This window comes from Pantoea sp. SJZ147 (assembly GCF_007828605.1).
Lineage (GTDB): Bacteria > Pseudomonadota > Gammaproteobacteria > Enterobacterales > Enterobacteriaceae > Pantoea > Pantoea allii.
The window spans coordinates 85,210-104,578 of the sequence record NZ_VIVB01000005.1; the positions used below are offsets into that span (position 1 = coordinate 85,210).

At 55.3% G+C, this 19,369-nt stretch carries 19 protein-coding genes; 4 read left to right on the forward strand and 15 right to left on the reverse strand.

Annotation, left to right across the window (positions count from 1 at the left end; translation table 11 throughout):
• The first annotated feature begins 31 nt into the window (after positions 1-31).
• Entirely contained in the window at positions 32-1,297 is a 1,266-nt protein-coding gene (locus FBY13_RS08980; RefSeq protein ID WP_145393987.1) for an ABC transporter permease, read from the forward strand.
• Positions 1,298-1,307: 10 nt separating this feature from the next.
• The gene (locus tag FBY13_RS08985; protein ID WP_145394076.1) at positions 1,308-2,132 is read left to right on the forward strand and encodes an ABC transporter permease; all 825 of its coding nucleotides are present in this window, start codon (positions 1,308-1,310) and stop codon (positions 2,130-2,132) included.
• Positions 2,133-2,520: 388 nt separating this feature from the next.
• On the opposite strand, the gene yfcD is transcribed toward FBY13_RS08985, so the two are convergent.
• Positions 2,521-3,045, reverse strand: coding sequence for an NUDIX hydrolase YfcD (gene yfcD, locus FBY13_RS08990; protein ID WP_096010891.1), 525 nt, complete (start codon positions 3,043-3,045; stop codon positions 2,521-2,523).
• Between the two features lie 104 nt (positions 3,046-3,149).
• On the reverse strand, positions 3,150-3,791 hold the full coding sequence (gene yfcF / locus FBY13_RS08995; protein WP_063880313.1) for a glutathione transferase: 642 nt from the start codon (positions 3,789-3,791) through the stop codon (positions 3,150-3,152).
• A 182-nt stretch (positions 3,792-3,973) separates the two neighbouring features.
• Between yfcF and FBY13_RS09000 the strand changes: the two genes are divergently transcribed.
• Positions 3,974-4,873 (forward strand): TIGR01777 family oxidoreductase, encoded by a 900-nt coding sequence (locus tag FBY13_RS09000; protein ID WP_096010892.1) that lies wholly within the window; start codon positions 3,974-3,976, stop codon positions 4,871-4,873.
• 33 nt (positions 4,874-4,906) lie between these two features.
• Here the strand turns inward: FBY13_RS09000 and FBY13_RS09005 are convergent, their stop codons facing one another.
• Positions 4,907-6,184: an MFS transporter gene (locus FBY13_RS09005; protein ID WP_096010893.1), complete on the reverse strand. Its 1,278-nt coding sequence runs from the start codon at positions 6,182-6,184 to the stop codon at positions 4,907-4,909.
• 387 nt (positions 6,185-6,571) lie between these two features.
• Positions 6,572-7,963, reverse strand: a complete 1,392-nt coding sequence (gene dalD / locus FBY13_RS09010; protein WP_145393988.1) for a D-arabinitol 4-dehydrogenase — start codon at positions 7,961-7,963, stop codon at positions 6,572-6,574.
• Between the two features lie 193 nt (positions 7,964-8,156).
• Here dalD and FBY13_RS09015 point away from each other — a divergent pair, with 193 nt between their 5' ends.
• Entirely contained in the window at positions 8,157-9,107 is a 951-nt protein-coding gene (locus FBY13_RS09015; RefSeq protein ID WP_063880318.1) for a sugar-binding transcriptional regulator, read from the forward strand.
• Positions 9,108-9,112: 5 nt separating this feature from the next.
• Here FBY13_RS09015 and hisP read toward each other — a convergent pair whose 3' ends face one another.
• From hisP to FBY13_RS09070, 11 genes are all read right to left on the reverse strand, one after another.
• On the reverse strand, positions 9,113-9,886 hold the full coding sequence (hisP, locus tag FBY13_RS09020; protein WP_063880319.1) for a histidine ABC transporter ATP-binding protein HisP: 774 nt from the start codon (positions 9,884-9,886) through the stop codon (positions 9,113-9,115).
• Positions 9,887-9,894: 8 nt separating this feature from the next.
• Positions 9,895-10,611: an ABC transporter permease gene (locus FBY13_RS09025; protein ID WP_063880320.1), complete on the reverse strand. Its 717-nt coding sequence runs from the start codon at positions 10,609-10,611 to the stop codon at positions 9,895-9,897.
• Positions 10,608-11,294 (reverse strand): histidine ABC transporter permease HisQ, encoded by a 687-nt coding sequence (locus FBY13_RS09030; RefSeq protein ID WP_063880321.1) that lies wholly within the window; start codon positions 11,292-11,294, stop codon positions 10,608-10,610. Before FBY13_RS09030 ends, FBY13_RS09025 begins: the two co-directional genes overlap by 4 nt.
• A 170-nt stretch (positions 11,295-11,464) precedes the next feature.
• A complete protein-coding gene (argT, locus tag FBY13_RS09035; RefSeq protein ID WP_109717420.1) occupies positions 11,465-12,247 on the reverse strand; it encodes a lysine/arginine/ornithine ABC transporter substrate-binding protein ArgT in 783 nt (260 codons plus the stop codon).
• A gap of 270 nt (positions 12,248-12,517) precedes the next feature.
• Entirely contained in the window at positions 12,518-13,087 is a 570-nt protein-coding gene (locus FBY13_RS09040; RefSeq protein ID WP_063880323.1) for a UbiX family flavin prenyltransferase, read from the reverse strand.
• Positions 13,088-13,188: 101 nt separating this feature from the next.
• On the reverse strand, positions 13,189-14,706 hold the full coding sequence (gene purF, locus FBY13_RS09045) for an amidophosphoribosyltransferase (RefSeq protein WP_063880324.1): 1,518 nt from the start codon (positions 14,704-14,706) through the stop codon (positions 13,189-13,191).
• 37 nt (positions 14,707-14,743) lie between these two features.
• Positions 14,744-15,229: a colicin V production protein gene (cvpA, locus tag FBY13_RS09050; RefSeq protein ID WP_026021019.1), complete on the reverse strand. Its 486-nt coding sequence runs from the start codon at positions 15,227-15,229 to the stop codon at positions 14,744-14,746.
• Positions 15,230-15,493: 264 nt separating this feature from the next.
• Positions 15,494-16,285 carry a cell division protein DedD gene (dedD, locus tag FBY13_RS09055; RefSeq protein ID WP_145393989.1) on the reverse strand — a complete coding sequence of 264 codons (792 nt, stop codon included), beginning with the start codon at positions 16,283-16,285 and terminating at the stop codon, positions 15,494-15,496.
• Positions 16,275-17,543, reverse strand: a complete 1,269-nt coding sequence (folC, locus tag FBY13_RS09060) for a bifunctional tetrahydrofolate synthase/dihydrofolate synthase (protein ID WP_145393990.1) — start codon at positions 17,541-17,543, stop codon at positions 16,275-16,277. The genes dedD and folC overlap by 11 nt, the downstream gene beginning before the upstream one ends.
• Before the next feature lie 91 nt (positions 17,544-17,634).
• Positions 17,635-18,549, reverse strand: a complete 915-nt coding sequence (gene accD / locus FBY13_RS09065; protein WP_063880327.1) for an acetyl-CoA carboxylase, carboxyltransferase subunit beta — start codon at positions 18,547-18,549, stop codon at positions 17,635-17,637.
• A gap of 161 nt (positions 18,550-18,710) precedes the next feature.
• Positions 18,711-19,361 (reverse strand): DedA family protein, encoded by a 651-nt coding sequence (locus tag FBY13_RS09070; protein ID WP_109717423.1) that lies wholly within the window; start codon positions 19,359-19,361, stop codon positions 18,711-18,713.
• Positions 19,362-19,369: the final 8 nt, after the last annotated feature.

Consider the following 19,369-nt stretch of genomic DNA (forward strand, 5'->3'; position numbering starts at 1 on the left):
CCGCTCCGGCAGCACCATTGAGGAGGTCGGCATGAGTCAAAACCCCGTTATGGATTCAGCGCCCGTCAGACGCACGGAAGGCGCATTCAGTCTGCGTCACAAATTCAACCGGGCTGGTTGGATCAAAACGCAACGCTCCCTGCTTTTAGTTGCCCCTTTACTGATTTTCGTCGTGGTGTGTTTTTTATTTCCCATCGGCTCGATTCTCAGTATGAGCGTGAATAACCCTGAGCTTAAAGATGGGCTCCCGCAAACCAGCCAGGCCTTGACCAAGTGGGATGGCAAGGCGCTGCCGGATGAAAGCCTGTTTGCCACTATGGCAAAAGAAGTCAGCGCGGCGCGTGAACAGGGCCAGATTTCCGGCATTGCTAAGCGGTTAAGTTATGAAGACAGCACCTTTCGTCGGCTGATCCTGGCCGTCCCTCGCCAGGCTCCCGAGGATGGCCTGAACGTCAAACAAACGTTGATCGACAAGCAGCCGATGTGGGGAGAGCTGGCCACCTGGCAAACCCTGAAACGCGTCGCCAAACCTTATACCAGTTATTATCTGCTGTCGGTGTTTGACCATAAGGTCGATGCCAAAACCGGCGACATCACACCACAGTCGCCCGACCAGGCGCTTTATGTGAATGTCCTGCTACGCACGTTGTGGATGGCGACCGTCGTCACCTTATTGTGCGTCGGCCTGGGCTATCCGCTGGCTTACTGGCTGGCGAAACAGCCGTCTAACCGGGCCAACCTGCTGATGATTATGGTGCTGCTGCCCTTCTGGACCTCATTAATTGTGCGTACCGCGAGCTGGATTGTGTTGCTGCAGTCTGGAGGATTAATTAACCGGACCTTAATGGCAACAGGTCTCATCGACAGCCCGCTCACGCTGGTGTTTAACCGGGTCGGCGTCTACATCTCAATGACACATATCCTACTGCCCTTCATCGTGCTGCCTCTGTATGCGGTAATGAAAGGCATTTCCCCTAGCTATGTTCGTGCTGCCGTGTCGCTGGGTGCGCATCCCTTTGTGGCCTTCTGGCGCGTCTATGTGCCACAGACGTTTGCCGGGATTACCGCAGGTGCGCTGCTGGTGTTCATGATGGCGATTGGCTACTACGTGACACCTGCCCTGTTAGGCGGGCCGGACGATCAGATGGTCAGCTACTTTGTCGCCTTCTTTACCAACAGCACCATGAACTGGGGCATGGCCGCCGCCTTAGGCAGCCAGTTGTTGATTATCGTGACGTTGCTGTATGTGGTGTATTCACGTGTCACCCGGACTTCATCCGAAGTTGCGGTGCGTTAAGGAGCGAATGATGAGACAAGAAGGTTCAACGTTGCTGCGGGTCTGGCGCTACCTGTTTAATTTCTACGGCGCAGCGGCACTGCTGTTTTTGATTGTGCCTGTTCTGGTCATCGTGCCGCTGTCATTTAACGAAAGTTCGTTTCTGAGCTATCCGCTAAGTGGCTTTTCGCTGCGCTGGTATGCGGCCTTTTTTCACTCGAAGGAGTGGATCGGTGCGCTAATGAACAGCCTGCTGGTTGCCCCACTGGCGACGCTGCTGGCCAGCGTCCTCGGGGTGCTGGCCGCTATGGGCCTGGTACGCGGTGAGTTTCGCGGAAAAGCCCTGGTGATGGCGATCATTATCTCTCCCATGGTTGCGCCCGTGGTGATCATCGCCGTTGGCATGTTTTTCTTCTTCGCCAAACTGTCACTGCTGAACAGCTATCTTGGGCTGGTACTGGCCCATGCGCTGCTGGGCGTGCCCTTTGTGGTGATCACGGTAGTTGCCGTGCTGAAAAGTTACGACACAAATCTGACGCGGGCCGCCGCCAGCCTCGGTGCCTCGCCGCTGCTGGCGTTTCGTAAAGTCACCCTGCCGCTGATTGCACCCGGCGTATTTTCCGGCGCGTTATTCGCGTTTGCGACCTCATTTGATGAAGTGGTCGTGACGCTATTCCTTGCCAGCCCAACGCAGCGGACATTGCCGATTCAGATGTTTGCCGGTATCCGCGAAAATCTCGATCCCACCATTGCAGCGGCCGCCACTATCATGATTGCGGCTTCGCTCTTATTACTGATCGTGATGGAAGTGCTGCGGCGGCGCGGGGAAAAGATGCGCCAGGCGCAACCGGCTTAGATCACCCTCAGTATAAGGGTGCGCTGTACCACCGCCCTCGGGGTTAACCTGTGGGCGGTGGTACGATCTGGACAGTGCGCATCCTGCCGCTGTCAGCCTGACAGGCGCACAGTCACAGCAAGCGCTGAACCGGCCCTGCGCCTTGTCATCGTCCGGTGAAGGTGAACCGCACCGTTGACCCATAACCGCTTTCCTGTTCTGACAGGCCGACTAGCATAAATCCCCTGCCCGTTTCTTGCGCGCAAGGTGAATGGACGGCGTGGCCCTGACAACGCGACTGATGGCTAAAAGACGGGGAGCTGATAATCAGGCGGGAATGCGGCGGCGATTAAAACAGAGGGCTAGCTTTGCGAACGGCCATGACCGCTCGCAAAGTTAACAGAAGGTATCAGTGACTGTTTTCGTTGTTACGACTCAGCCATAAAGACAAGGCTTTAAGCGAATCATCGGTAAACTCATCACAGCGCGCGGTGATTTCATCCGGGGTCATCCAGAAGATTTCATCCACCTCTTCTTCCTGCATGGCAAAGGGGCCGTGCGATACGCAACTGAATAAGCCGCCCCAGACGCGGCAATGCTCATCTTCAAAGTAGAATTTGCCATGTTCTGCAAAGGGAACATCCGCAATGCCCAGCTCTTCTTCGGCTTCGCGTCGCGCAGATTCCAGCATGTCCTCGCCACTCTGCACCACGCCACCGGCAGTTGCATCCAGTTTACCCGGCATAAAATCTTTGATTTCAGTACGGCGCTGAACCAGTATTTTGCCCATACCGTCATGAACCACGATATAGGTTGCGCGGTGACGTAAGCATTGCGCGCGCATCTGCGCACGCGTAGCCTGTGCAACGACTTCATTCTCTTCGCTTACGATATCGACCCATTCGATTTCGCCACCAGCAATGTGATCCACCATCCGTAACCCTTTCCTGTTTAGCGTGTCTTTATGCACGCGCTGTTTGCCACGTTTTTATCAGTCGTAAGGTAATCACTTATGACGGGTTGAGCAAGCGCCGATCGCTAGCGATTTTTGCCGCTTTCCGCTAACCATAACTGGACTGATGCTCGCTGCCATTGAAACTCGGCATAATGTTGTAAACGCGCAGGCAACGTATCGCCATGCAGCGCCAGTCGATTAAGCATGACAGCCAAATCGGTATCTGCAATGCACCACTCACCAAATAAATTTTGCTGCCGCTCCGGTAACAGGCGCTGTACGGCGGCGATCAGTTTATCCGCCGCTTCCAGTGCCGCTGGCGACAACGGCGCAAAGTGCTCTCCCGCAAACAACACCTCGGTAGGACGCTCCTGGCGAATCGGCATCAGATCGCTGCGTAGCCAGGCCTGAATTTGCCGGGCGCGCGCACGTTTCTCGCGATCTTTGGGATAAAGACGTTCGTACTCGGGGGCGGCAAAACGCTCCTCAAGGTATTCGCAGATCGCCGAGGATTCACTCAGCATAAAGTCATCGACCTGTAAGGTCGGCACACGGCAGGTTAACGACAGATCGCGGTAGGTTTCCGCACGCTGCTGGTTTTGCGATAAATCGAGACGCTTTACGCTAAAAGGCACCCCTTTTTCGCTGAGCGCAACATAAGCCGACATGACATAAGGACTAAAGAAAGATGAATCTGACCACAGGGTGATGGAAGGGTAATTCATCTGCTACCTCGAATGGCTAAAAGGGGTGCCTCATGTTTACCGACTTTTATTTCTGAAAACAACCAGGCGCTGGTCCGATGTTTGGGGTCAACTCGCTAAATTACGAAGCGGCTCACGCCACACGGGTACGACTCTTCTATGATGAAGTAAGCAAAAAATAAAAAATCAGACGGAGCCGCACTATGCATATCTTAATCACCGGTGGAACCGGGCTTATTGGCCGCCATCTTATCCCACGTTTACAACACTTCGGTCACGAGGTTAGCGTGGTCACCCGCGACGTTGCCGCCGCACGAGAAAAGCTGGGGGAGGACATCGCGCTCTGGTCAGGCCTGGCGCAACAGCAGTCGCTTGACGGCATCGATGCCGTCATTAACCTGGCCGGCGAACCCATCGCTGATAAACGCTGGACCGAGGCGCATAAACAGCAGTTGTGCGAGAGCCGCTGGCAAATCACGGAACGCATCGCCTCACTGATCAATGCCAGCACCACACCACCGCGCGTCTTCATTTCGGGATCGGCGACGGGCTTTTATGGCAACAGTGGCGACGTCGTATTAACCGAGGATGATCCCGGCCAAAATGAGTTTACCCACGAGCTGTGTGCCCGCTGGGAGCAGTTGGCGCTGACCGCTCAAACGGAGCGCACGCGCGTCTGCCTGCTGCGAACCGGCGTCGTGCTGGCGCGCGAGGGCGGCGCGCTGAGTAAAATGAAACTGCCGTTTAAACTGGGTATCGGCGGCCCTATCGGCAGCGGCAAACAGTATATGCCGTGGATTCATATTGATGACATGGTCAATGGCATTATGTGGTTGCTGGACAATGACGACTGCAGCGGCCCTTTTAACATGGTTTCACCCTATGCCGTGCGCAATGAGCAGTTTGCCGCCACGCTGGGCGAAGTGATGCACCGCCCTGCTTTCATGCGCACCCCAGCCAGTGCCATAAAACTGATGATGGGTGAATCTTCTGTGCTGGTGCTGGGTGGGCAACATGTGCTGCCCAAACGACTGGAGGCGTCGGGTTTTCGCTTCCGCTGGTATGAGCTGCAGGACGCGTTACAGGACGTGGTAAAAAACTGAGCGACAGAGGGGAGCATGGCGCTCCCCTGTCGTTTACTGCGACGTGACGGCGGGTTTTGACTTCACCCTACGCAGCGCGCCGTGATTCGGTTGCGGGACGCGAATGATAAACGTCAGCACACCAGCAAACACATACAGACCGGTGTACGCCCAGACCACGCCGACGATATCAAAAAACGGCAGCATCACCGAGGCGATCGCGGGCGCGACAAAATTGCTCATACCGGCAGACAGGTTATATACCGAAACGGCCGCGCCCTGATGATGCGGCTCCAGCGTGGGGAAAACCGCCGTCATCGGCACAAAGGCCGCAACGAAAATCCCCAGCATCACGGCGGGAATAAGGGCGACCAGGAAATTGTGACCGGCATAGACAGGCAGGTAGTAGAACGCCAGGCTGGAAACGGCCATTCCCAGGCAGCCAAACCAGCGAACCTGGCGAATCCAGCCAATACGTTCGCCCATGATGCCCCAGAAAATATTGGTAAAGATGGTCACAAAGAAGAACACCGCCCAAATTTGTAGCCACTCCGACAGGGTAAACCCAAGGCGGTCCACAAACAGCAGCGGCATGATGATGGCAAAGCCAAACAGCGACAATGTGTTAATGATGCGGATAAGGCAGGCATAAAACACATGCTGGTTGGTGAACAGGATGGTCACCGCTCGCGACATCTCCGTCATTTTTTCCCGCAGAGGCAAGTTGACGCGAGAACGATCGACCGGCACGTTGCGCAGGCTAAAGTACGCCAGCAAGCCGCCGCAGGTGACCCAGCCAATCGCCAGCCATAATGTGCCGGTTTCACCAACGGAAGGGATAATCAGGCTTGGCAGATAGCTTCCCACTACGCCGATCCCCACTGAATACATCGCCCAGAACCAGCCCGTGGCGGCAGCCAGCCGTTCCCGTGGCAGGACCTGCACCAGCAGCATCATGAATGAGTAGATAAACAGCGGATAGGCCAGACCACGAATACCATAGAACAGCACCATGAGCGGATAATTACGCATCCCCAGTCCCAGGCTCATAAACAGGGCATGCATGACCACCCACAAAATAAAACCAATCAGCATGGCGCGCTGCGGGGTAATCAGCTCCGCCACCACACCTGACGCCCATGCCGCCAGCGCCACGGCTAAACCGTAAAAAGTGAACACCAGCGCCGACTGGCCTGGCGTGAACCCCATATCGGTAATATGGCGTGACAGGAAAGCCATCTCGAAGCCGTCACCCGCCATAAAAACGGCAATAGCCACAAATCCCCAGATCAGATGTTTGGGCAAGCCAAACCAGTACGCAGTAGAGTGCATGACGATGGTCCTTCTCTGTTCGGTTACAGGTTAATCAGGTCAGCGAGCGAGACTGACATGGTTGACGGTAGAGCTCACAGCACGCGGTCAGACGGTCAGGCGGCGCTAAAGCCTCTCGTCCTAGGCAGAAAACGCCAGGATTTGGCACGTTGAGGTACATTCGCGCGTCCGCCCGCTCATGACCCGCCGCATTGACGAGATGTATAACGATGGTCAGCGCCAGCACCGCGACGTTCAGGCAGCTGCGCGTTACCCGCTTCATGGGCTCTGCTCTGCCCGGTGCGGATAAGATGCGGCATGTTCCGATGCCACATTGCTGCCGCGATTTCACCATCGGCGCTTTTAGCGCTGAGCGGCCAATATCCATAGCCAGAACCTGTCATCTCCCTACACCACGGCAAGAGGTTGCTCTGGCTGGACCAACCATGTTTCCAGCCCGGCCACGGTCGTGGTCAGCCGCGCATGAAAATCATCAGACGCGGCCAGCTCACCAAACAGGGAAGACTGGCTCATATACGCCGTCAGCGGATCGGTGCGGGCAAACCACTGCTGAATCACGTCGGGTTGCAGCACGCCATCCTGATAGTCATAGGGCAGCTCGCCCCGGGCCCAACGCTGCAAAAACAGATAGAACAGCGCGGGTAGCACCAGGCTGGCGGCTGGCGGCGTGCCGCGCCGGTAACATTCCTGCAAGGTCGGCGTCACCATCGCGGGAATTTTTGACAGGCCATCCGCCGCCACACGTTGGTTGGTGTCTTTGATCCAAGGGTTACTGAAGCGAGACAACACCACATCCCGATAGTCCGCCAGGTTTAGCGGGCTGGGAGAGAGCGAGGGAATGACATCCTGAGAGACGTATTCCCAGGCCATCTGGTGGATAGCTTTCTGTCGGGTGCTTTCATCGATGTAAAGCAAGCCGATAAGGGTTCCCGCCCAGGCAATTGCACTGTGGGTGGCGTTCAGGATACGGATTTTGGCTTCTTCCCAGGGCAGCACCGAGTCCACCAGCTCGACGCCAACCTGCTCCAGCGCCGGACGTCCGGCAATAAAATCGTCTTCAATGACCCACTGAATAAAGGATTCCGCCATCACCGGCACCGCATCATCTTTACCTGTCGCGGCCTGAACCCGCTCAGCGACATCTGCCGTGGGGCGCGGGGTGATACGGTCAACCATGGTATTTGGCGATGTCGTCTTCTCGCGTACCCACTCGGCCAGGCGATCTGCGCCCTTCGCCGCCAGGAAAGCTAAAAAGCCCTGGCGAAAACGTTCACCGTTATGACGCAGATTGTCGCAGTTCAACAGCGTTACGGGTGCACCGCCGTTGGCAACACGTGCCGTCAGGATGCGCACCAGCGCGCCATACAGCGTTCGTGCCTCGCCGTTAAGATCCGCACGGATATCGGGCTGCTGCAGGTCCAGTTCATGCTCCGGCGTTAAATAGTAACCGGCTTCGGTCACGGTAAACGCGATCACCCGGGTTGCCGGATCGGCCCCCTGCCGCACCAGCGCGCGGATCTCTTTGTCCCACGGCAGAACCTGACGAATCGAGGTGATGGTTTCGTAATCGCGATCGCCTTCTGGCGTGACCGTTTCCAGCACATATTCGCCTTGCTGCGCAGCCAACTGCGTGAGTAACGGCGTGGCATCATCGCGGATATTTCCCAGGGCGATATGCCAACGGCTGTCACCCTGCTGCATCAGTCGATGCAGATACCATGCCTGATGAGCACGATGGAACGAGCCTGCGCCGATATGCATCCAAACTGACGTTGTCATCACGACCTCTTTAAGCATTTGTTTAACTAAAGGGCATTTGCCCGGATGCACATATGTTAATCAGAGGTTACGTCGATGTACTGTGATTAATTTCACATTTAAAACATTCGCCCAGAAAATGCGCTTTTGCCCGAATAGGCTTTTCGCCGCATTGCGCGATAAAATGGCGGTTCACAGAAGATGGAATGCCGGAATGAACAAAGAAGAGAAGAAACAGGAACTCGCCGCGCGTGCTGCCTGGATGTATTACGTCGCGGGCTTAACGCAGCAGGAGATCGCCCGGGCGCTGGGATTGTCGCGCCAGGTTGCCCAGCGCCTGATATCAGGGGCGCGTGAAATGGGAATGGTCAGCGTGAAGATCGATCATCCTGTCACGCACTGCCTGCGTCTGGCGCACGATGTGCAGGAAAAATTTGGCCTGCAGCATTGTCGCGTCGTGCCCTCCGGTGGCCTTGACGACGACGCCATACAGCAGATGCTGGCGGTGGAAGGTGCAGAGGTGATGTCACAGTTTATCAATGACGATCAGCCGCAGGTGTTTGGCATTGGATCGGGCAAAACGCTGCGCGCCATTATCGATGCGCTGCCCTGGGTGGAACGCCCTCAGCACCACTGTGTTTCCATGATTGGCGCGATTGCCCGTGACGACTCGGGCACCCGCTATGACGTGCCACTTAAGCTGTCTGAAAAAATGCAGGGCAAGTATTTCTTCATCCCCGCACCGCTGTTTGCTGACAGCCCGGAAGATAAGCAGATGTGGTGTCAGCATCAGGTCTATCAGCGCGTGGTCGATCGTGCACTGCAGGCGCATGTGACGTTTCTGGGGATCGGGGAAGTTAACCCCGGCTGCCCACTGAATGCGGAAGGCTTTATTACTGACAGTCAGGTGCAAGCGCTGAATGCGCGCGGCGTTGTCGGGGAAATGCTCGGCCACTTCTTCAATCAGCAGGGCGAACGTGTTCTGGGGGAGACCGATGCGCTGTTAACCAGCGTGACGCTGGAAAGCCAGACGACGCGCAATATCATCGGCTTTGCCGGTGGTGAGCGAAAATATGCTGCCATTCAGGCTGCGGTGAACGGCGGCTGGATATCGGGCCTGGTGACCGACGAAACCACCGCCATGCGCCTGCTGAATGACAGGTAACTCAACTACTTCAGCGATCCCTTAAGGAACTGCTGTAAGCGTGGGCTTTTCGGGTTACCGAATAATTCCGTCGGGGGTCCCTGCTCCTCAATTTTTCCCTGATGCAGGAAGATCACGTGGCTGGAAACGTGACGGGCAAATTCCATTTCGTGCGTGACCACCACCATGGTTTTGCCCTCTTCGGCCAGTTTCTGCATGATGCGCAGCACCTCACCGACCAGTTCGGGGTCCAGAGCAGAGGTAGGCTCATCAAACAGCAGCACTTCCGGCTCCATCGCCAGTGCGCGGGCAATCGAAACGCGTTGCTGCTGACCACCGGACAGGTGTACGGGATATTTTCCCTGCGCCCGCTCATCAATGCCGACCTTGTTCAGATAGGTAATGGCGCGCTCGCGTGCTTCGGCTTTACTCAGCCCCAACACCTGAATCGGCGCTTCCATGACGTTTTCCAGCACGGTCATGTGGCTCCACAGGTTGAAATGCTGAAAGACCATCGTCAGACGGGTACGAAGCAGGCGCAGCTGCTCCTTGTCTGCCACTTTCAACTGGCCATCCGTATCGCGCACCAGGGTAATGGCGGTGTTGTTGACCACAATGGCACCTTCGCTCGGTTTTTCGAGGAAGTTGATACAGCGTAAAAAGGTACTTTTCCCTGAACCCGACGAGCCAATAATACTGATGACATCGCCCGCATTGGCGTGCAATGACACGCCTTTTAATACTTCATGTTCACCGTAATGTTTATGCAGGTCGGTGACGCTTAATTTGTTATCAGCCATAGTCTTACTCAATGCGATGAAGAAGGTTTCACGTGCGCCAGCCAACGACGTTCCGCAAGACGAAACAGGCTAATCAGCACATAAGAAATAATCAGGTACAACACGGCCGCAATGCCGAACGCGGTAAAGGGCTGATAGGTTGCCGCGTTAATGTCCCTGGCGATTTTCAGCAAATCTGGCACGGTTGCGGTAAAAGCCAGAGCGGTTGAGTGCAGCATCAGTATGACTTCATTGCTGTAAACCGGTAAGGCCGTGCGCAACGCAGAAGGCAAAATAATGCAGCGATACAGTTTAAAGGTGGAAAAGCCATAGGCCCGCGCGGCTTCGATTTCGCCGTGTGGCACAGCACGAATCGCACCGGCGAAAATTTCCGTGGTGTAGGCGCAGGTATTCAGGGTGAAAGCCAGTAACGTACAGTTCAGGCCGCTACGGAAAAACGCATTCAGCAGCTCCGTGCCTTTAACGATTTCCAGCGTATACATGCCGGAGTAGAACACCAGCAGTTGTACATAAAGCGGCGTACCGCGAAAAACGTAGGTAAAGAGCCACACCGGCAGGCTGATAAAACGATTCGGTGACACGCGCGCAATCGCCAGCAACACCGCCATGCAGCCGCCCAGCACGACCGAGACAATCAGCAGCCACAGGGTAATGGCTACGCCGGTGAAGCGATAACCGTCTGTCCAGAGCAGCGCTTTCCAGTATTCGTGAAGAATCTCGATCATAGCTCCGCCCTCTTCACACCGACCGTGTAGCGGCGATTGAGCCACCAGAGAATGCCGTTAGACAAGGTCGTAAAGACCAGATAGATCACACCGGCTACGATGGCAAAATAAAATGGCTGCCATGTGCTTTTGCCGGCCAACTGCGTGGCTTTAACCACATCTTCCAGACCTAACAGGGAAACCAGTGCCGTGGCTTTCAGGATCACCTGCCAGTTGTTACCAATGCCGGGCAGCGCATAGCGCATCATCGCCGGAAACAGGATTCGGCGGAAAATCTGGGAACCGGTAAAACCAAACGCTGTGGCTGCTTCGATTTGCCCTTTTGGCACCGCCATAAAGGCACCGCGGAAGGTTTCGGTAAAATAGGCGCCGTAGATAAACCCCAGCGTAATGATGCCCGCAACCATGGGATCGATATCGAACTGGGCCAGTCCGAGCGCATCGGTAAGGTGATTCAGCGCAATCTGCAGACCGTAGAAGATCAGCAGCATCAGAACGAGGTCGGGCACGCCACGAATCAGCGTCGTGTAGCCCTCAAAAATCAGGGACAGCAGGCGATTACGCGATAGCTTCGCGCCAGCACCAATCAGCCCCAGGATCACCGCCATCAAGACTGAACTCAGCGCGAGTTCAAGCGTGACCAGCGTCCCTTTTAAAATGACATCAGAATAGCCATACAACATGGAAAAAAGTCCTGTCGTGGGGTGGAAACGACGCGGTGCCCGCCCTACAGACGGGCCGCGTTGCTTCTGTTAACACATAAACGATAACGCACAACGTTGCCCCGGCCAGACAGGCTGGGGCAACCAGAGGCGCATCCTGTTATGCGAACAGCAGAAGCGAAGACGACAGATCAGTCACCGTACACGTTGAAAGTAAAATATTTCTTCGCAATTTTGTCGTAGGTACCGTCTTTACGCATAGATTCGAACGCTTTGTCGATGGCCGCTTTCAGCTCGGTATCATCTTTACGCAATCCCATGCCGGTGCCGACGCCAAAGATTTTATCGTCTTTCACTGCCGGGCCTGCAAACGCATAGCTCTTGCCAACCGGCTGTTTCAGGAAGCCTTCGGCAGCCTGAACTTCGTCCTGGAAGGCAGCATCGATACGGCCAGCGGTCAGATCCTGATACACCAGATCCTGGTTAGCATAAGGCGTGACGGTCACACCTTTTGGACGCCAGTTCTGATTAGCATAGGTTTCTTGGGTGGTGCCCTGCAGTACGCCGATATTTTTGCCTTTCAGCGACTCAGGAGTGGGTTCAATTTTTGCGCCTTTAGGCGCCACTAAACGCGCATTGGCGGCATAGAGCTTGTCAGAGAACGCAATTTCTTCCTGACGCTTAGCGGTGATAGACAGCGAGGAGATGATGGCGTCGATTTTCTTGGCTTTCAAAGAGGGGATCAGCGCATCAAAGTCGCTTTCTACGTAAGTACACTTGGTCTGAATACGTTTACAGATTTCGTTAGCCAGATCGATATCAAAACCGACCAGCTGTCCTTGCGCGTTTTTCGACTCAAACGGCGGATATGTTGGGTCAGTGCCGACACGAATCGAGGTCGGTACTGCTGCAAATACGCTGGCCGCACTGGACAGGCCCAACATTAAAGAAAGAGCCAGAACACGCTTCTTCATAGATTACCCTCAAGTAAAATGCTTATTGTTATGTGGTGCATGATGTGTGTTTGCGACTAACACTGCTTTTTCCTGTGCATGTTTCATGCCAGTTCTGCAACGTTACCGCCTGCCCAGCCAGCCGTTTAGCCACGAAAAGGCTGGGTTTGTGAATGGAATATATCAGCGATGTCGCAGAGAAAAAGCGATGTTGTGAACTTTTAGTTCAGGAAATGCAGGAACAGTGATCGCTCCCGCGTTTCTGCACCAAAGAAGTGCGGAAGAAGAAACTTATGCACCTTGCCAGCGCACAAATAAATCCTGCGGCAGTTCAATATCAAACTGGTCGATAACCCGATTAACAGTCTGATCGACCAGTTGATCAATAGTGGTGGGACGGTGATAAAAGGCAGGCACCGGCGGCATAATGATGGCCCCCAGTTCAGCCGCGGTGGTCATCATCCGCAGATGACCGATATGCAGCGGTGTTTCACGCACGCACAGTACCAGCTTGCGCTGCTCTTTCAGCACCACATCCGCTGCACGTGTCAGCAGCGAGTCGCTGTAGCTATGCACAATACCGGACAGGGTTTTCATCGAGCAGGGCAGAATCACCATTCCCAGCGTTTTAAACGACCCGGAGGAGATGCTGGCGGCAATATCGCGCACATCGTGAACCACATCGGCCAGCGCCTGGACGTCCCGCAGGCTGTAGTCGCTTTCCAGGCTCAGCGTCTGACGTGCTGCCTGACTGATGATCAGGTGCGTTTCCACATCACTGACCTGCTGCAAAACCTGCAACAGCCGGATGCCAAATATCACGCCGCTTGCGCCAGAAATACCAATAATGAGTCGTTTCATCGTTCAACCTTGCAGTGGCAAAGCGCACCATAATAGCGCAGACCGGCAGAAAACACAGAGGGCGGGATAAGTCCCGCCCTCTTATTTGCATTCAGGTTAGCTTAGCCTTCGTTATGCAGCTCAAGATTTTCCACTTCATTTTGACGGGCAATGGCTTTTGCGTCGTCATTACGCAGAGATTCCAGATATTCAAGATAGCCCTGATCGACGTCTTTCGTCACATAAATACCGTTGAAGACGGAACACTCGAACTGAACGATATCCGGGTTTTCTTCCCGTACGGCTTCGATAAGGTCATCAAGGTCCTGAAAAATCAGCGCATCCGCTTTGATGATCTGGCGAATTTCTTCTACTTCACGACCGTGGGCAATCAGCTCGGTCGCGCTTGGCATATCGATGCCATAGACATTGGGAAAACGCACTTCCGGTGCGGCAGATGCAAGGTAAACCTTTTTCGCGCCCGCTTCACGAGCCATCTCGATAATCTGCTCAGAGGTGGTGCCGCGCACGATAGAGTCATCAATCAGCAGGACGTTTTTATCGCGGAACTCGGCACGGTTAGCGTTGAGCTTGCGGCGAACCGCGCTGCGGCGCAGTTGCTGACCCGGCATGATAAAGGTACGGCCGACGTAGCGGTTTTTAACAAAGCCCTGACGGTAAGGCTTATCGAGGATACGTGCGATTTCCAGCGCGGTATCCATTGAGGTTTCCGGAATCGGAATCACCACGTCGATATCCAGATCTTCCCACTCGCGGGCAATCTTCTGGCCCAGCTTGGTGCCCATACGGACGCGGGCGCTGTAGACCGAAATCTTATCCAGGAATGAGTCCGGACGGGCAAAATAGACGTATTCGAACAGGCAAGGATTGTTTTTAGGGTTTTCGGCGCACTGACGGGTAGAAAGCTGTCCCTGCTCAGTGATATAGACCGCTTCACCCGGTGCAACGTCACGGATGAATTCAAAACCCAGGGTGTCCAGTGCCACACTTTCAGACGCCACCATGTACTCGGTACGGCCATCGGCAATGACGCGTTTGCCCAGCACCAGCGGACGAATGCCGTTAGGATCGCGGAAGGCCACCATACCGTGACCGATAATCATCGCCACCACGGCATACGCGCCACGAACCTGCTGGTGCACCGCCGCAATGGCGGCGAAAACGTTGTCGGCTTCCAGCGGATAGTGCTGAAAACGATCCAGTTCCTGAGCAAAAATATTCAGCAGAATTTCAGAATCTGAGGTGGTATTCACATGACGGCGACCCTTTTCGAACAGGCGCTTACGCAGTTCATGTGCATTGGTCAGATTGCCGTTATGGGCAAGAGAAATACCGTACGGCGAGTTGACGTAGAACGGCTGTGCTTCAGAAGCGCTGGAGCTGCCCGCGGTAGGATAGCGTGCGTGACCAATCCCCATGTTGCCTTGCAAACGTTGCATATGACGCGCTTCGAAGACGTCGCTGACCAGACCATTCGCCTTACGCAGGCGAAAGCAGTTCAGCGCATCGATGGTACAAATGCCTGCGGCATCCTGCCCACGGTGCTGGAGCACCGTTAACGCGTCATAGATCGACTGGTTGACCGGCATGAAACCGGTGATACCGACAATACCGCACATGTTGTCATTTCCTCATTAAGCCGTACGCCCGGTGGCCTCACCGGGGCAAAAAACTCGACGTGCTTTTCAGGTAGTCAAAAAACCACCTGATTATAGAACTGAACTCGGGAATAAGTTGAGACTGCTGCCAGTCCGGGCTCTTCGAAAAGCCCGTGAATGTATCAAGGAAGAACAGCAAAGCGGCCACGATGAGCACACCACGCAACGCCCCGAAACAAACGCCTAATACCCGATCGGTTCCCGACAGGCCGGTTTTCTCAACCAGCGAGCCGATAACGTAGTTCACGATTGCCCCCACAATCAGGGTCGCGATGAACAGCACCGCAATCGCGATTCCGTTACGAACCAGTTCGTCGTCAAAACCTGTGAACCAGACTGCAAGGTAGGCATAGTAATGACTGGCGACAAAAAACGCGCATCCCCAGGTAACAAGAGATAAGGCTTCGCGGACAAACCCTCGAACCAGGCTGACCAAAGCCGAAAAACCAACTACCGCAATAATGACGTAATCAATCCAGATCATGAACTCTTCCAGCGCCAGTGCCATTGCACCCCTGCTTCCAGTTCGGGGCGCATTCTAACAGAAAAAGAAAACGTTTGCGTAGGGGTTTTCAGGTTCTGCATCCATAAAAAAGGCGATGAAAAAATCCGTCTTCGCCTGTGTCATTATTAACCCATTAACAGGTTGAAAAGTGGTCGCTATTCACGCCTGAGCCGCTCCCGGTGTCCCCGTTCCCGCGGCGAAAGGCGCTGCCTGTTAATCTTATCGGCAGCACCAATCAGCGGTTTAACGTGCGCTGTAAGATTTTACGACGCCGCTTAAGCCCGACACGTTTTTCAGCTCAGCCACCGCCGCCTGCATTTTGGCTTTTGAAGCGTCCGGCCCGACATAAATACGGGTGATTTGTCCCTGTACCGGCGTGGACGGCACCGTATAAGCCCGGTAACCCGACAAGCGCAACTTCGCGACGATTTCATTGACCTTACTGGCATTTTTCAGCGCACCCAACTGCACGACATAGGCCTGACCGGCAGGCTGAGTCTCTTTAGGCTGCTCTGCTGGGGCGGACTTTTCCGCAGGCTGCGATTGTTCGGCAGGTTTGGTTTTTTCAACCGGCTTAGCCTGTTCAACCGGCCGGGTTTTTTCCACCGGTTTGCTCTGCGGCGGCTCTGCCGATTTCGGTTTAGCCTGTTCAACCTGTTTTGGTCGGGTTGGCTCCACCGGTTTGGCTTTCGGTGTGGTCGTGGCCGTCGACGAATGTACCGGCGGCGGCGATACCACGCTCGGCTCGCTGCTGTGCTCTGGCTGACTGCTGCCCTCGGCGGCGTCAGCGTCATCCGCATCAGGATGGCTGACCGCACTGCCCGCGCCCGCAGGCGGCTGCGCAGGAAGCGACTGCGTCACCGGCGGCACCATTTCGCTGTCCTGCTGATCATCGGGTTTGGGCACCAGAGGGATCGCGGCAAACTCTTCTTTGTAATGCTTTTTCTTACCATCCAGCAGCCCCGGCAATACGATTACGCCGACGGCTACCAGAATAACGGTACCGACTAAACGGTTTTGAAACTTACTCGCCACGTCCTTTCTCCGTTTCAATCGATTCCATGACCTGCGCGACCGTCAGGAAAGAGCCGCAGACCAGAATGACATCCTGCGGTTCCGCCTGCTGGCGCGCCTGTTGCCAGGCCTGTTCAACATCCGCGAACGCCTGAGCGGAGGTCACGTGCGCCATGAGTTGTTCCGCGCTGGCACCGCGAGGGCCATCAAGCGGCGCGCAATACCAGTTGTCCACCTGAGGTGACAGCGCCGCCAGCGTGCCAGCAATATCTTTATCGTGCAGCATGCCAACGACCGCATGTACCCGACCTGCCTGCGGCAGCGCCGCAAGTCGCGAGGCCAGATAGGCTGCGGCGTGGGGATTATGGGCAACATCCAAAATTACGCGAGGTGATTCGCTGATCGTCTGGAAACGGCCGGGCAAAATCGCCAGCGGCAGATGCGCACGAATCAGCGCCTCGCTGACTTTCAGCCCTGAAGCGCGAAGCGCCACCAGGGCGGTAGCCGCGTTAGGCAATGGCACCTGAGGCAGAGGTAAATCACTCAGCTCGCCTTGCGCATCGCGCAGTGACCAGCTTTCTGCCTGCTGCCGGTACTGCCAGTCGCGCCCGTGCTGCATTAACACCGCGCCTTTTTCACGGGCGACTTCAGCAATGGTGGCGGGCATATCCGGTTCACCGACGACCGCCGGTTTAGCCTGGCGGAAGACACCGGCTTTTTCCCGACCAATACTGTTACGATCCGGGCCAAGCCAGTCGGTATGGTCCAGCGCAATACTGGTAATGACCGCGACGTCTGCATCGACAATGTTGGTCGCATCCAGCCGACCGCCCAGCCCGACTTCCAGAATGACCACATCCAGCTTTGCCTGCCTAAACAGGTTAAGCGCCGACAGCGTGCCAAATTCAAAATAGGTCAAAGAAATCGTACCGCGACCCGCTTCAATGTCGGCGAAACTGGCGCTGTGTTGGGCTTCACTGAGTTCCTGCCCCTGAACCCGGACACGCTCGGTGTAACGCACAAGGTGCGGTGAGCTGTAAACCCCGACCCGATAACCGGCGGCCATCAGTAGGGTTTCCAGAGTGCGACAGGTGGTGCCTTTGCCATTCGTGCCCGCAACGGTAAACACGAAGGGCGCAGGCTTAAGCAGGTCCAGACGTTGCGCCACCAGGCGAATACGATCCAGGCCCAGTTCTATCGCCTGAGAGTGGAGGTGTTCAAGATAATAAAGCCACGTGGCCAAAGGCGACGTGGCTTGAGGAAGGTGAAGATTGTCCATATGTCCCGTTTTGCAAATTTATACCCGGTGAAAGCCGCAAGGTATACGGTGCATTGGTGGAAGGCGCGACCCGCGCGCCTTCGGTCTCCTGTCAGGCCTCGTTGCTCTCCGGGTCGGTCGTCGCAGGTGCGAACGCTTCACCGTCGTGCAGCGGTGCTGGCAGATTCATCATTTTTGCCAGCAGACTCGCCAGTTTATAGCGCATTTCAGGACGACGGATGATCATATCAATCGCCCCTTTCTCAATCAGAAACTCACTACGCTGGAAGCCCGGCGGCAGTTTTTCACGCACGGTCTGCTCAATCACGCGCGGGCCGGCAAAGCCGATCAGGGCTTTAGGTTCGGCGATATTCAGATCGCCCAGCATCGCGAAGCTGGCAGAGACGCCGCCCATGGTTGGATCGGTGAGGACCGAAATATACGGCAGACCCCGCTCCTGCATTTTCGCCAGCGCGGCGCTGGTTTTGGCCATTTGCATCAGCGACATTAACGCTTCCTGCATACGCGCCCCGCCACTGGCAGAGAAGCAAATCATCGGGCAGTTATCTTCCAGCGCCTGCTCCACTGCTCGCACGAAACGTGCGCCAACCACAGAACCCATTGACCCGCCCATAAAGGCGAATTCAAAGGCGGCTGCCACCACCGGCATACCGTGCAGCTGACCTTTCATCACAATCAGCGCATCTTTTTCATCCGTGGCTTTCTGTGCAGCCACCAGACGATCTTTATACTTTTTGGAATCCCGGAACTTCAGCAGGTCCTTGGGTTCCAGTTCGCTGCCCAACTCGACCAGCGTGCCCTGATCGAGCAGGCTCGCCAGGCGCTCACGGGCGTGCATGCGCATGTGGTGGTCGCACTTAGGGCAGACCTCAAGATTACGCTCCAGCTCGGCACGATAAAGTACCTGGCCACAGCTGTCGCATTTCGTCCACACTCCTTCCGGAATATTGGCACGACGTGCAGGCGTAATGTTGCTTTTATTAAGAATGCGTTCAATCCAGCTCATTGATGACCTTTCTGTTAAAAACTGACCTGGTCCAGTCGTCTCGATACTGCTGAAAACCGCTTCAGCAGACGGTAAATGTCGCTCATTAAACCACAACCAATTAAGACTGTGGATAAAAATCTGGTCTTACCCCTGAGCAACGCCGCTGCTCAGGGTGGATTTTACTGCTTAGCCTGGCGGCGATGACGCCAGATTTCAATCACACCCGGCAGAATCGATACCACGATGATCCCGAGGATAAGCAGCTTAAGATTTTCCTGCACCACAGGCAAATCGCCAAACAGATAACCCGCATAGGAGAACAGCAGCACCCAGGCCAGCGCGCCGGTGACGTTAAACAGCGCGAAGTGGCGATAGGACATGTGCCCCATTCCGGCGACGAAAGGCGCAAAGGTGCGCACGATAGGCACGAAGCGGGCCAAAATAATGGTTTTCCCCCCGTGACGGGCATAAAACGCATGGGTTTTATCGAGATAGCTGCGGCGGAAAATCTTTGAGTTCGGGTTACTGAACAGCCGTTCGCCAAACAGTTTGCCGATGGTGTAGTTCACGGCATCCCCAAGAATAGCGGCAATGACCAACAGCGCCACCATGAGATGCACGTTGAGATCGTTACCCGGCAACGCGGCCAGCGCCCCTGCCACGAACAGCAGCGAATCCCCTGGCAAAAACGGCGTCACCACTAATCCCGTTTCGCAGAACAAAATCAGGAATAAAATGGCGTAAATCCAGATGCCATACTGCGCTACTAATTCGGCCAGATGCACGTCAATGTGCAGAATAAAATCGACCACAAAATGGATGAACTCCATAACGATCC

What these genes read in the sequence shown, in the direction of transcription:
- FBY13_RS09015 (WP_063880318.1), top strand. Translation starts at nt 8,157, where the DNA reads ATGAACAAAGAAGAGAAGAAACAGGAACTCGCCGCGCGTGCTGCCTGG.
- FBY13_RS09025 (WP_063880320.1), bottom strand. Translation starts at nt 10,611, where the DNA reads ATGATCGAGATTCTTCACGAATACTGGAAAGCGCTGCTCTGGACAGAC.
- FBY13_RS08985 (WP_145394076.1), top strand. Translation starts at nt 1,308, where the DNA reads ATGAGACAAGAAGGTTCAACGTTGCTGCGGGTCTGGCGCTACCTGTTT.
- FBY13_RS09000 (WP_096010892.1), top strand. Translation starts at nt 3,974, where the DNA reads ATGCATATCTTAATCACCGGTGGAACCGGGCTTATTGGCCGCCATCTT.
- FBY13_RS09070 (WP_109717423.1), bottom strand. Translation starts at nt 19,361, where the DNA reads ATGGAGTTCATCCATTTTGTGGTCGATTTTATTCTGCACATTGACGTG.
- yfcD (WP_096010891.1), bottom strand. Translation starts at nt 3,045, where the DNA reads ATGGTGGATCACATTGCTGGTGGCGAAATCGAATGGGTCGATATCGTA.
- FBY13_RS09005 (WP_096010893.1), bottom strand. Translation starts at nt 6,184, where the DNA reads ATGCACTCTACTGCGTACTGGTTTGGCTTGCCCAAACATCTGATCTGG.
- purF (WP_063880324.1), bottom strand. Translation starts at nt 14,706, where the DNA reads ATGTGCGGTATTGTCGGTATCACCGGTTTCATGCCGGTCAACCAGTCG.
- cvpA (WP_026021019.1), bottom strand. Translation starts at nt 15,229, where the DNA reads ATGATCTGGATTGATTACGTCATTATTGCGGTAGTTGGTTTTTCGGCT.
- accD (WP_063880327.1), bottom strand. Translation starts at nt 18,549, where the DNA reads ATGAGCTGGATTGAACGCATTCTTAATAAAAGCAACATTACGCCTGCA.
- FBY13_RS08980 (WP_145393987.1), top strand. Translation starts at nt 32, where the DNA reads ATGAGTCAAAACCCCGTTATGGATTCAGCGCCCGTCAGACGCACGGAA.
- hisP (WP_063880319.1), bottom strand. Translation starts at nt 9,886, where the DNA reads ATGGCTGATAACAAATTAAGCGTCACCGACCTGCATAAACATTACGGT.
- dalD (WP_145393988.1), bottom strand. Translation starts at nt 7,963, where the DNA reads ATGACAACGTCAGTTTGGATGCATATCGGCGCAGGCTCGTTCCATCGT.
- folC (WP_145393990.1), bottom strand. Translation starts at nt 17,543, where the DNA reads ATGGACAATCTTCACCTTCCTCAAGCCACGTCGCCTTTGGCCACGTGG.
- FBY13_RS09030 (WP_063880321.1), bottom strand. Translation starts at nt 11,294, where the DNA reads ATGTTGTATGGCTATTCTGATGTCATTTTAAAAGGGACGCTGGTCACG.
- yfcF (WP_063880313.1), bottom strand. Translation starts at nt 3,791, where the DNA reads ATGAATTACCCTTCCATCACCCTGTGGTCAGATTCATCTTTCTTTAGT.
- FBY13_RS09040 (WP_063880323.1), bottom strand. Translation starts at nt 13,087, where the DNA reads ATGAAACGACTCATTATTGGTATTTCTGGCGCAAGCGGCGTGATATTT.
- argT (WP_109717420.1), bottom strand. Translation starts at nt 12,247, where the DNA reads ATGAAGAAGCGTGTTCTGGCTCTTTCTTTAATGTTGGGCCTGTCCAGT.